The organism is Paenibacillus tyrphae, from assembly GCF_027925525.1.
GTDB classification, from domain to species: Bacteria; Bacillota; Bacilli; order Paenibacillales; family NBRC-103111; genus Paenibacillus_G; species Paenibacillus_G tyrfis_B.
Genome location: NZ_BSDJ01000002.1, coordinates 82,903 through 93,859, shown reverse-complemented (window position 1 = coordinate 93,859; position 10,957 = coordinate 82,903). Strand labels below are relative to the sequence as shown.

Sequence of the window (10,957 nt, the reverse complement as noted above, 5' to 3'; positions counted from 1 at the left end):
CTGTCGAGATTTTCTCGGCAGTCTTCTTTATTTTCGAAAAAGGAACGCAGGTAGAGGGAAATTTGGATTCTAATAATTTTATACCAAAATACCGATACAGTTAATAGAAGTGCAATTATTTTACAAAAAAAGGAGGGGGATCTTTATGAAGATTTCAAAACATGTTAAAGCAACAAAAGTGCTCGTAAGTTTGTTCATTAGTTTAAATATGTTTACTTATTCAAGTATTTCCTTCGCTGCAACAAACGAACTGAATGATACTGATACCGGGATCGCAAGCCTAAATTATGATCGTAATGAAGTGTTAGCTGTAAAAGGCGATCAAATCAGTAGTTTTGTGCCCAAAGAAGGTCTCCTATCCAATGGTAAATTTATCGTGGTCGAACGTGAGAAAAAATCGCTCGCAACCTCGCCGGTAGATATATCCATTATTGATTCGATGACGAGTCGCACTTATCCGGGCGCAATACAGCTTGCCAATCGGGCTTTTTCGGATAATCAGCCTGACCTGATTATGAGCCCAAGAAAACCTTTGAATATCAGCATTGATTTGCCTGGGTTAAAGAGTGAAAATACAATTACGGTTTCAAATCCAACGTACAGCAGTGTTTCCGGTGCCGTTGATCAGTTAGTGTCGACTTGGGTTGAGAAGTATTCGGGCACTCATACATTGCCTGCAAGGTTACAGTATGCAGAATCTATGGTATACAGCAAAAATCAAATTTCCAGCGCGCTTAATGTGAATGCTCAAGTGCTGAACAATACGCTCGGAATCGACTTTAATGCGGTCGCAAGCGGCGAGAAAAAAGTGATGGTAGCTGCTTATAAGCAAATCTTTTATACCGTGAGTGCAGCTCTTCCTAACAATCCATCGAGACCTTTTTGATAATAGTGTGACGTTTGCCGAATTGCTCCGTAAAGGGGTAAGCAAAGAGGCTCCGCCGCTTATGGTATCCAACGTAGCTTATGGCAGAACGATTTACGTGAAATTGGAGACAACCTCGAAGAGCAGTGACGTGCAAGCTGCATTTAAAGCATTGCTCCAGAATGCCGGTATCCAAGCTAGCGGACAGTACAAAGATATTTATGAAAACAGTTCGTTTACTGCTGTGGTATTAGGCGGCGATGCACAGACGCATAATCAGATCGTCACGAAAGACTTCAATGTCATCCAAAATATAATTAAAGACAATGCGCAATTTAGCACCAAGAATCCGGCTTACCCCATTTCGTATACAAGCGTCTTTTTGAAAGATAATTCAGTTGCCGCTGTTCGCAACAACACGGAATATATCGAGACGAAAACGACAGAATTCACTAAAGGTAAAATAACGCTTGATCATCGAGGCGCCTATGTAGCTCAGTTTGAAGTGTCTTGGGACGAATTTACATTTGATGCCAATGGCGAAGAGCTCGTTACACATAAAACTTGGGAAGGAAGCGGTCGAGATAAGACAGCGCATTTCTCGACAGAGATTCCGCTTCCGCCTAACTCCAAGAACATCAAAATCTTCGCAAAAGAATGTACAGGTCTTGCCTGGGACTGGTGGAGAACCATTATAGATGAAACGAACGTTCCGTTATCCAGCAATATAAAAGCTTCGATCGGAGGAACAACCTTATATCCGACAGCGTCCATTAGTCACTAGTCATTTCTGAAAATCTTCCCATTCCTTATGGGGAGATTTTTTTTGTATAACAATGCTTCGTGTTGATGATAAAATTCAAAAATCATTTCCGCTTTTTGTTGGATACGATAATCGTTCCACCACTGCTTAAAGTGTGTGCTTTTGGCATGCAAATCAAGGAGGTCAATTTCATGAAATCTATCATTCTTCAACAAGCTGGAGGTTTAGAAGCTTTACACGTACAGGAGTACCCGGATTTAATTATTTTGGTTTTTTACTCCCCACTCACATAACTGTTCCAAAACGGGTAATAGAGTTTCCGCTTTATGTGTGAGACTGTACTCGACTTTAGGGGGGACTTGCGGATACTCTTTCCGTCTCACCAGACCATCCGCTTCGAGTTCTTTTAGTTGTGAACTCAATGTTTTAAAAGTAATGGTTCCTATTTGTCGTTTCAGATCATTAAAACGAACCGGTTGGTTTTCTGCCAGGAGGTAAATAATAACCATTTTCCATTTACTGCCAATCACTGAAATTGTATAACCAAAAGGCGTATCTTGAATATGTTTAACTTTACCTTTATATTCAGCCATACTCATGTTTACCACTATCCTTTCGGGTAGTACCTATCAATAAAGTGCGTACTACTTTTTTATTTGTGCTCAGTTTATACTAGCCTTACTTTGAAGTAAAGGAGAGAAAAAATGACTAAAAACGATACGCCTTTTAATGCCTCAATGGCAAGGGGGAAACAACCCAAACTATTCTTTTGGAGCCGAACTGCTTGCTTGGCTGGCTCCGGACAACGATCAACCCCTTATTGAAGTTCCAGTTCAAGCTTATGATGGCACTCCGCTTGAAAACGAGAACGGTCTGAATGGGAGAAAACAGCTGCTTGAACAATTAGAGGCTGCTCAGCATATCATTAACGCTCATAAGCCGGATCGCATTGTAATGTTTGGTGGAGACTGCTTGGTCGAGCAAGCCCCATTTGCCTATTTAAATGAACGATACGGCGGGGAATTAGGTTTAATTTGGATTGATGCTCACGCTGATTTAGTTCGAAATGTTGGGTATGATAACGCACATTCATTACCTCTCGGGAATCTTTTGGGAGAAGGAGATGAGGAGTTCGCTAAACATGTAAAAATTCCTCTAAAACCGGAAAATGTCTTTATCGCGGGATTAGCAGCTCCTACAGAATCAGAAACAGAAGTGATTCAAAGACTAGATATTCGAACTGCCGGGACCAAGGAGCTAACGAATAGTACTGAATCTATAAAAAAATGGATTAAAGAAAGTGGCATTAAACACCTGGCTATTCACCTTGATTTAGACGTACTTGACCCAAAGGCATTTCGTTCTTTATTATTCGCCAACCCCGAAGTACCCTATAATTTATTTCCTGAGGGAACCATGCAAATGCCTCAATTACTTCATCTGATTAAAGAATTATCTGAAGAAACAGATGTGGTTGGATTAGGAATAACGGAGCATTTGCCGTGGGATTCGATTCACTTGAAGAATCTCCTTGGGGAAATACCTATTTTAAATAATTAAGGTAAACAGAATTATAGATAGAACAATGAATTTAAAATACACTCACGTATTGTGGGTGTATTTTTGCGCTATCAACGCATCGCTCGGACATGATATTCCATAATCTAACTCCCATATTTGCGATGGGGCAGTCTACCATTCAACGTGAAAATGGTTATGGTTTCTTAGATGAACCACTGCCCCCGTCTACCAATTCGACAAGCTTCAGGATACCTTCTCTCAATAGCTGCTCATTCAGATAGGAATAGCTGAGGCGTATCCATGATTTGTACTCCTTGAGCGGATCGCAAATCGCTCCGGGCACAAAGGTGATCGATTGCTTGATGCATGTACTGAGCAGACGTTGAATCTCCACCGTTTCCGGCAGCTTCACCCATAAGTTGAATCCGCCTGCAGGGGAGTTCCATTGCCAGTCGGTAGCGGACAATTCCTGTTCTACGATATCCTTGCGGACCGCAAGTGCAATGCGAAGCTTCTCCATATGCTGCTGCAGCCGCTCAGAGAAAAAATAATGCAGAAATATTTTTTGATTCACCAAGGGTGTCCCGCTGTCCGACAACATTTTGGCTTTTATCAGGTAGTTCATGATGGAAAGGCGGCAAGCAACGATGGCGATGCCGAGGCCGGGAGCGATATATTTGCTGAAGCTGCGAAGATAAATGACCCAACCAGCCGTATCGTAAGCAAAAAGAGGCAGTGGGGGCTCTTCGCCAAAATAAATGTCGCGGTAAGGATCGTCCTCTAGCAGCAGACATTGATACCGCTCGGCAAGCTCAACGAGCCTTTTCCTTTGTTCGGCGGGTACGATATAGCCTGTTGGACTTTGAAAGGTGGGATTTAGATAAAACAGCCGCGGCTTGTAGACTTGCATCAGTTTCTCCACCTGCTCCAGATCGTAGCCGTACGGGTGGATCTCGACCGGAACGATAGTTGCGCCTTGTCTTCTGAAAATGTCAATCGCCGTACTGTAGGTAGGACGCTCCAACATAACGGCATCTCTCGGCTTGACCAGCGCTCTGGCCACCAAATCCATGGCCTCCTGTGATCCGCAAGTGATCAACAATTCATCTGCCGACAAATGAAACCGGTGGCAATCGGTAAAATAACGACACAACGCTTCCCGCAGCTCCTGGTCTCCTTGCGCGGTAAAGTAGGTGCCGAGCATTTTGGGATACAAATCGAACACTTGCTTCACATATTCCGAGAAATAAAGATTAGGGAGCAGGTTCGGGTCGAGAAGCGATTTTGAGAGTACATATTCGGCTTTCACCTGATGGATTTCGGAAAGATGGCTTTCATGCACGTAAGCGGAAATGATCGGATCATGCAGCGAATCCACAGGAAGACTGCTGTCCGGTCTCACATAATAGCCGGATTTGTCCTTCGCTTCAACGATCCGATTTTCTTTAAGTAGTTGATAGGCTTTAAAGACCGTCAGTCGATGCACATTGAATTCCGTCGCCAGCGAGCGGATGGAGGGAAGCTTCTCATGTGCCTTCCATTCACCGCGACGGATCCGATCCAGAATATAATCATAGATTTGTTCAAACCGTTTGCCTGCATGTCCGCTTGAAACAACTGTTTTTTTCATAGGTTTTGCCCCCAGGCCCATTATCCCGCAAATAAGCACTTACGCACGTGCCTCTATTATACAGGAAACTCCTGCCTTCTGTTCTAGTCCATTCGATCTGTTCTATTCACCTTCGGTTATGATGGGAAAAAAGGAGGATCTGATCAAGTCCGCCGGAAAATCCGCGTAGCACAAGAAAGAAGGTTTTGAGTATGAACAGAAACACTTTACTAACGGGTATCACCTATTGTTTGATTCCTGTGCTGGCGTGGGGAGGCATGTTTCCCGTCATGCAAGTTGCTTTGAAGGTTCTCGATCCGTTCTATTTTACAACGATTCGCTACATATGGGCTGGCCTCATTCTTCTCGGATTGCTGATCGTTTTCGAAGGGAAGGACGCTCTCCGATTGGAGGGGAAATCGTGGAAGCTACTATTTTTTGGCACTGCAGGGTTTTCGGGATTCGGCTTCCTTACCTTTGTCGGACAACAGCTCAGCGGACCGTCAGGCGCAATCATTGCCTCCGTTATCATGGCGTTAATGCCACTAATGACGACGTGCGTAAATTGGGCTGTGCATAAAAGTAAACCCAAGCTGTCTACTTTTATTTCAATTTTCATTGCGCTTTTAGGCGCACTGTTGGTCATAACGAATGGAGATCCCTCCTTAATCGTTCAAACCAAAGATCACATTGGCGCCAGTCTGCTGATTATGCTCGGTGCTCTATGCTGGGTCGTTTATACGATGGGTGCTAGTCAATTTGCAGGCTGGTCGCCACTTCGCTACACCGCTTTGACAACATGCTTCGGATCCTTGATGAATATTTTAATCGTGCTGTCGGCAACGGTTTTCGGAGCCTTGACGATGCCAAGCGCGGAGAGGATTGGAAGCGCAGGGTCGGAACTGCTGTATATGATTTTGATCGCAGGCGTACTTGCCGTGTTCACATGGAACGTCGGCAATAAAATTTTGAAGCCGGAGAACGGCATGCTATTTATGAACATCGTCCCTGTTACGACAGTCACGATCAGTGCCCTCCAGGGCGTTGAAGTCGGTAGGTTGCAGTTGGCAGGGACCCTCATCGTGATCGTCGCGCTGGTGATGAATAATTTGATTCAGAGACAGAGGAAAGAAGCAGGTGAATATGCGAAATGACCATTCTTGAGTATTATCGGAAAGTGCTGAACGGAGAATTGGAGCAGTCTCCCGTTGAGCGCCTTATGGGACTGAAATTAATTAGCATAGAAGAGGGCGAGGCCACGTATGAAATGCAGGCTTCGGAACAACACGCGAATCCGCAAGGCACATGCAACGGCGGCATCATCGGCATTCTTGCCGACATGGCCATGGGCCTTGCCTACGGTTCCTCCTTGCAAGAGGGCGAAACCTTCACTACGATCGAGATGAAAGTAAACTTTTTTAGACCTGTGTGGAACGCCAAAATAATAGCCTATGCTACGCTGTACAAGTGTGGACAGACTATCGGTTTTGTCCAGTGCAATATTACTGACGAGAACGGTAAACTCGTCGCACATGCCTCAAGCACTTGTATGACATTAAGAGGCGATAAGGCGAAAGGCAGGTAGGAGACGAAAGCGGCCCCGCAAGCGAAGCGGTTCTTAAATGGCCGGCCCCCTCATATACATGGTTTGAGGTGGTACCATCGCATTCGCAGGACATTCTGGAACTATACCTGGTTCGTGGATCAAAAGGGAGAATAAACGATTATGTCGAGAGCGGCGGATTCGTTCAGATTCGTTCCGTCTTACATATCAAGGTAGAGTAGGTGCTTCACCATATCATCAACAATCTCAACTTCACTTTCCCCGAACGAAATGATCGAAATTATCAGGCACGGTCTCCGAAAATCAAGCGTTCCGAAAAACATCATTATTGTAGGTGCAGGGATGGCAGGGCTTGTCGCAGCTTCCCTGCTGAAGGATGCGGGGCATAACGTAAAAATCATGGAGGCGGGCAGCCGGGTCGGAGGACGTGTCTACACTTTACGGGCCCCGTTTACGAACGGATTGTATTTGGACGCAGGAGCCATGCGCATACCCGAGTCTCACTATTTAGTCATGGAGTATATTCGGAAATTCAATCTGCCGCTTCAACCGTTTATTAACGAAACGCCAAGTGACATCATCTATGTGAACGGGATTAAAACAAAACTGTCCAGTTATCTTCATCGGCCGGATGTTCTCCATTACCCGGTCGCCCCTCATGAAAAGGGAAAAACTGCTCAACAATTGCTCGATATGGCGGTACGGCCCTTCTTTGATATTATCAATTAAGATCCGGTTCGAGATTGGCCTTTGATCGTTAAGAAGCTCGATCGCTATTCGCTATACACTTTTTTGAAGTATTTTCCTCATTCTTTCGGAGTCGGACTATCCGAAGGGGCCATCCAGATGATCGGAGTACTTCTTGGTATAGAAGGATTGATGGAGCAGTCTTTCTTGGGCACTATGCGATTTGTTATGCCATTACTACGGCAACGCCTTTATGAGATTGTAGGAGGCAGCGATCTGCTGCCGCGCGCCTTTCTTCCCAAATTACAAGAAGACATTATGTTTCAGCGGAGAATGACCAGGATTGTTCAACATTCGGACGGCGTGACGATTCAAGGGATTGATGAAAAATCATCGGATCGATATTCCATATCAGGCGACATTGCGATAGTATCCATTCCTTTTACAGTTCTGAAACTCGTCGAAGTAGAGCCCCGGCATTCATTCTCGCACCAGAAGTGGAAAGCAATTCGGGAGCTGCACTATTCGAGCGCTACCAAAATCGGGTTGGAATTCAAAAGCAGGTTCTGGGAAAGAGCCGGCCAATATGGGGGCAGAACGATAACGGACCTGCCGATCCGGTTCGCGTATTATCCGAGCCATGGAATCGGCAAACCGGGCCCGGCTGTTCTGTTGGCAAGTTATACGCTAGGGGACGATGTTAGGCCGTGGGACGGTCTGTCGAACGAAGAGCGCATTCGGTATGCCTTAATGAACCTTAAAGCGATCCATGGGGACGTCGTTTATCGAGAATTTGTGAGAGGCATTTCCTATAGTTGGGCCCAAAACCCGTTTACTTGCGGAGATTGGGCAATGTTCAACCCGGGCCAACAAACGGAGCTGCACCCATTTATCGCAACGCCTGAAGGACGTGTTCACTTCGCCGGGGAACATACAAGCCTTACCCACGGCTGGATGCAAGGGGCAATTGAATCCGGTATTCGGGTTGCCGTTAAAGTAAGTGATTTGCCAAGATCCCAGTAGAGCTATGTGAACCCGATTCCATTCGCTAGGATGAGACTTGAAATGGAGATCCCCTATGCTTGGCTGCTGGGGGATCTTTTTGTTTTGCGAAAGTTCATGGGCCTACTTGATTTGCACTGTACAAAACGACGGGGGGAAACATCTTTATAAGTATGAAATTGACAAAAGAAATAATGACGGTTTATAGTTTTAATAAAACTAATAAGTGAAAGGTTAGGAGGCTTGAGATTGTCCACTTATGAATTATTGATTTTATCCGTATTAATGCATTTTCCATTACATGCTTACATGATAGCAAAGATTGGAAGCCCTTGGGAAAAGATCAGCAGGGGCACTCTTTCGACAATTCTCACTAAGATGGTGAGATCCGGATTTATTCAAGAAGCGGATCCGGCGGACGTTCCTTTCTCGTCGGACAGATCTTCAAAAACATATGCGATTACGGCAGAAGGACGGCAACGTTTTTTTCAACTGATGATGGATACACATTCAAACTCCAATCAATACTTGAGAATATTTCATATCAAAAGCGCCCACTTGGAATTTTTAGACTTAGAGGAGCAGATCCGTTTGGTCAAACATTTCATCGATTATTGCCAGACTGTCATTCGGGAGCTTAAACAACAAATTTACCAATTTGAAACGAACCCGGAACCGAAAGGTAAACAGCCGAGTCCATTTTTTTTATCAACTGTCAGGGGGCAAATGGAAGTTCAATTGGAACAAATGAATCTTGAATTGGCATGGGCGGAAAAACTTTGCACAAGTATTCAAGAGATGGGGAGGAACCGGAATGGAAAGCCTGCAGAGCAGGTTGCTAAAAATAATTCTAAAGTCAATCGGGTTAAAGCGAAAATGGAAACGAACGGGGGATGATTTGCGACATTATTTAGAGCAGAAACAAAGAAAGGCCTCACACAAGCCCACGAAGGAACTCTACACAACTTATTCGATTACCGAGAGCGAATATCACGGTTTTCCTTATTATGAATTGAAGCCTCGAAGTGATTCCAGACGGAAACATATTATCTTTTTACACGGCGGAGGCTACGTAGAAGAGATTACAAGTCTCCATTGGGAGTTTGTCGGCAAGCTGCTGCAGCACACGCATTATTCGGTTACTGTCCCTATTTACCCATTGGCGCCGAAGTATAATTATAAGCATTCGTTCGGCATGCTCGATGCTATTTATTCGGAGATCCGCTCCAAATATAAACCCCAAGATATCATCCTTATAGGCGACTCGGCAGGAGGAGGGATGATTCTTGCTTTTGCCGAGTTGCTTAAGGAAAGGAATCTTCCTCAGCCCGGGAAACTCATTCTGCTTTCTCCGGGTCTGGATATGTCTTTTAGCAATCCCGATATTCCCCAAATCGAGAAGATCGACCCCTTACTTGCGACTCCGGCTATCAAAGAGGCTGCGAGATGGTATTCGGATGGATTGGATCCAAAGCATTATTTGATAAGTCCTTTATATGGGGATTTCGAAGGGTTAGGGAAAATAAGTGTTTTTACCGGAACGCACGATATTTGTAACCCTGATGCCAGGAAGTTCAAAAAAATGGCTGAAGAAAAGGGAATTGCGCTTGGATTTTACGAGTACCCCGGCATGCCTCATGTTTGGACATTGTTTGGACTTCCCGAATCAAAAAAGGCAATGAACCAAATTATTCGTGTAATGGATGAGTAGAAATAAACCTTACTTTGCTGGCGGCTAGCCATGCCCCACTTTTGCATATCTAAAACGATGGTTTTAGCAGGCCCAGCTCAGATTGACGAAATAGAAAAATACCGCTGCGTTTGGTAAAGTGAGAGATGGTACGACGGATCGAAAACTTGACGGAATAAAATGTTTTGACATGACACCAAATGGTGACCTATAATGAAAATGTCACTAAATGGTGTCCAATGAAATTGACGGCTATCGTTTGGCAATAATATTTAGGAGAGGGTGTTGTGAGCGAGAACAACCAATTGCGGGATGTGTTTGACGCGATTGCAGATCCAACCAGGCGCCGACTGATTCGTCTGTTAGCAGAGGCAGAGGAGTTACCGCTTCATGAATTAACGGCACAGTTTCAAATGGGCCGTACAGCGGTATCCAAGCACTTGACAATCCTTAAAGAGGCCGGACTGGTTCTTGACCGAAAAGTCGGCAGAGAAACGCGATTTAGGCTTAATGCCTCTCCACTCCGAGAAATTCAAGATTGGGTGGCTTTCTACAGCAAGTTCTGGAGTATGAACATGTTGCGCTTAAACCAACTATTAGAGGAGGAAGAAGAATGAGTTTAACATTAACCTTGGATTTTCAGTACACGACATCGATCGAGAAGCTTTGGTCCGCCTTAACCGATTCAAGCAAGCTTGCCAAGTGGGTGGTCAACATCCACACTGGTCAGGCGATGGAAAATGATTTTAAGCCCGTCGTAGGACACCATTTTCAGTTTCGCACTCAACCGACCGAGTGGTGGGATGGGATTGTTGACGGGGAAGTGCTTATCGTGGACGAACCAAACCGTTTGTCCTACACTTGGGCCAGCGGAGGGGAGAAGCACACGGTCACCTGGACGCTGCAGGATTTAGGGGACGGAAAGGTTAACCTTCATCTCGAACAAACCGGAATCTCCAATGAACCAGCACTCAATGGAGCGAAGTATGGCTGGAGTAAATGGTGCGGCGAGCTTGAAAAGGTGTTGGAACAATAACGACATTCGGTACAAAACATCCCCTTGCACAAAACTAAACTATTGGTACGATACCTGAATCAACATAAACCGACTGCAAACTGCATGCAGCCGGTTTATGTTGATTCGGATAATTTTACAAGCTCTTGGATCGCAGGTCCAAGTTCGGGCTGTCCGACTTTTCTATGCACGATAAATGGTACGGTGCGAATATAAGTACAAAATTAACACTAACGGAAGG

The 10,957-nt window shown here is 44.9% G+C and carries 9 protein-coding genes and 2 pseudogenes; 9 read left to right on the top strand and 2 right to left on the bottom strand.

Annotated features, from left to right (window positions below):
• The first annotated feature begins 145 nt into the window (after positions 1 to 145).
• Positions 146 to 1,649 (top strand): annotated as a pseudogene (locus QMG93_RS02565) (thiol-activated cytolysin family protein).
• 236 nt (positions 1,650 to 1,885) lie between these two features.
• Here the strand turns inward: QMG93_RS02565 and QMG93_RS02560 are convergent.
• Positions 1,886 to 2,227 (bottom strand): winged helix-turn-helix transcriptional regulator, encoded by a 342-nt coding sequence (locus QMG93_RS02560; protein WP_281933328.1) that lies wholly within the window; start codon positions 2,225 to 2,227, stop codon positions 1,886 to 1,888.
• A 130-nt stretch (positions 2,228 to 2,357) separates the two neighbouring features.
• Between QMG93_RS02560 and QMG93_RS02555 the strand changes: the two genes are divergently transcribed.
• A complete protein-coding gene (locus QMG93_RS02555) occupies positions 2,358 to 3,188 on the top strand; it encodes an arginase family protein (protein WP_281933327.1) in 831 nt (276 codons plus the stop codon).
• Between the two features lie 154 nt (positions 3,189 to 3,342).
• Here QMG93_RS02555 and QMG93_RS02550 read toward each other — a convergent pair whose 3' ends face one another.
• On the bottom strand, positions 3,343 to 4,779 hold the full coding sequence (locus QMG93_RS02550) for a PLP-dependent aminotransferase family protein (RefSeq protein WP_281933326.1): 1,437 nt from the start codon (positions 4,777 to 4,779) through the stop codon (positions 3,343 to 3,345).
• A gap of 191 nt (positions 4,780 to 4,970) precedes the next feature.
• On the opposite strand from QMG93_RS02550, the gene QMG93_RS02545 reads away from it, so the two are divergent.
• The 7 genes and pseudogenes from QMG93_RS02545 to QMG93_RS02515 all read left to right on the top strand — a co-directional run bounded on the left by QMG93_RS02545 (position 4,971) and on the right by QMG93_RS02515 (position 10,737).
• Positions 4,971 to 5,912 (top strand): DMT family transporter, encoded by a 942-nt coding sequence (locus tag QMG93_RS02545; protein WP_281933325.1) that lies wholly within the window; start codon positions 4,971 to 4,973, stop codon positions 5,910 to 5,912.
• A complete protein-coding gene (locus QMG93_RS02540; protein ID WP_281933324.1) occupies positions 5,909 to 6,343 on the top strand; it encodes a PaaI family thioesterase in 435 nt (144 codons plus the stop codon). The genes QMG93_RS02545 and QMG93_RS02540 overlap by 4 nt, the downstream gene beginning before the upstream one ends.
• Before the next feature lie 249 nt (positions 6,344 to 6,592).
• A pseudogene (locus QMG93_RS02535) lies at positions 6,593 to 8,032 on the top strand (flavin monoamine oxidase family protein).
• Positions 8,033 to 8,260: 228 nt separating this feature from the next.
• A complete protein-coding gene (locus QMG93_RS02530) occupies positions 8,261 to 8,908 on the top strand; it encodes a PadR family transcriptional regulator (protein ID WP_281933323.1) in 648 nt (215 codons plus the stop codon).
• Positions 8,826 to 9,722 (top strand): alpha/beta hydrolase fold domain-containing protein, encoded by an 897-nt coding sequence (locus QMG93_RS02525; RefSeq protein ID WP_281933322.1) that lies wholly within the window; start codon positions 8,826 to 8,828, stop codon positions 9,720 to 9,722. Before QMG93_RS02530 ends, QMG93_RS02525 begins: the two co-directional genes overlap by 83 nt.
• Before the next feature lie 266 nt (positions 9,723 to 9,988).
• Positions 9,989 to 10,318: an ArsR/SmtB family transcription factor gene (locus QMG93_RS02520; protein WP_281933321.1), complete on the top strand. Its 330-nt coding sequence runs from the start codon at positions 9,989 to 9,991 to the stop codon at positions 10,316 to 10,318.
• Entirely contained in the window at positions 10,315 to 10,737 is a 423-nt protein-coding gene (locus tag QMG93_RS02515; protein ID WP_281933320.1) for an SRPBCC family protein, read from the top strand. Before QMG93_RS02520 ends, QMG93_RS02515 begins: the two co-directional genes overlap by 4 nt.
• The last annotated feature ends 220 nt before the right edge of the window (positions 10,738 to 10,957 follow it).

What these genes read in the sequence shown, in the direction of transcription:
- QMG93_RS02515 (WP_281933320.1), top strand. Translation starts at nt 10,315, where the DNA reads ATGAGTTTAACATTAACCTTGGATTTTCAGTACACGACATCGATCGAG.
- QMG93_RS02540 (WP_281933324.1), top strand. Translation starts at nt 5,909, where the DNA reads ATGACCATTCTTGAGTATTATCGGAAAGTGCTGAACGGAGAATTGGAG.
- QMG93_RS02560 (WP_281933328.1), bottom strand. Translation starts at nt 2,227, where the DNA reads ATGAGTATGGCTGAATATAAAGGTAAAGTTAAACATATTCAAGATACG.
- QMG93_RS02545 (WP_281933325.1), top strand. Translation starts at nt 4,971, where the DNA reads ATGAACAGAAACACTTTACTAACGGGTATCACCTATTGTTTGATTCCT.
- QMG93_RS02550 (WP_281933326.1), bottom strand. Translation starts at nt 4,779, where the DNA reads ATGAAAAAAACAGTTGTTTCAAGCGGACATGCAGGCAAACGGTTTGAA.
- QMG93_RS02555 (WP_281933327.1), top strand. Translation starts at nt 2,358, where the DNA reads ATGCCTCAATGGCAAGGGGGAAACAACCCAAACTATTCTTTTGGAGCC.
- QMG93_RS02525 (WP_281933322.1), top strand. Translation starts at nt 8,826, where the DNA reads ATGGAAAGCCTGCAGAGCAGGTTGCTAAAAATAATTCTAAAGTCAATC.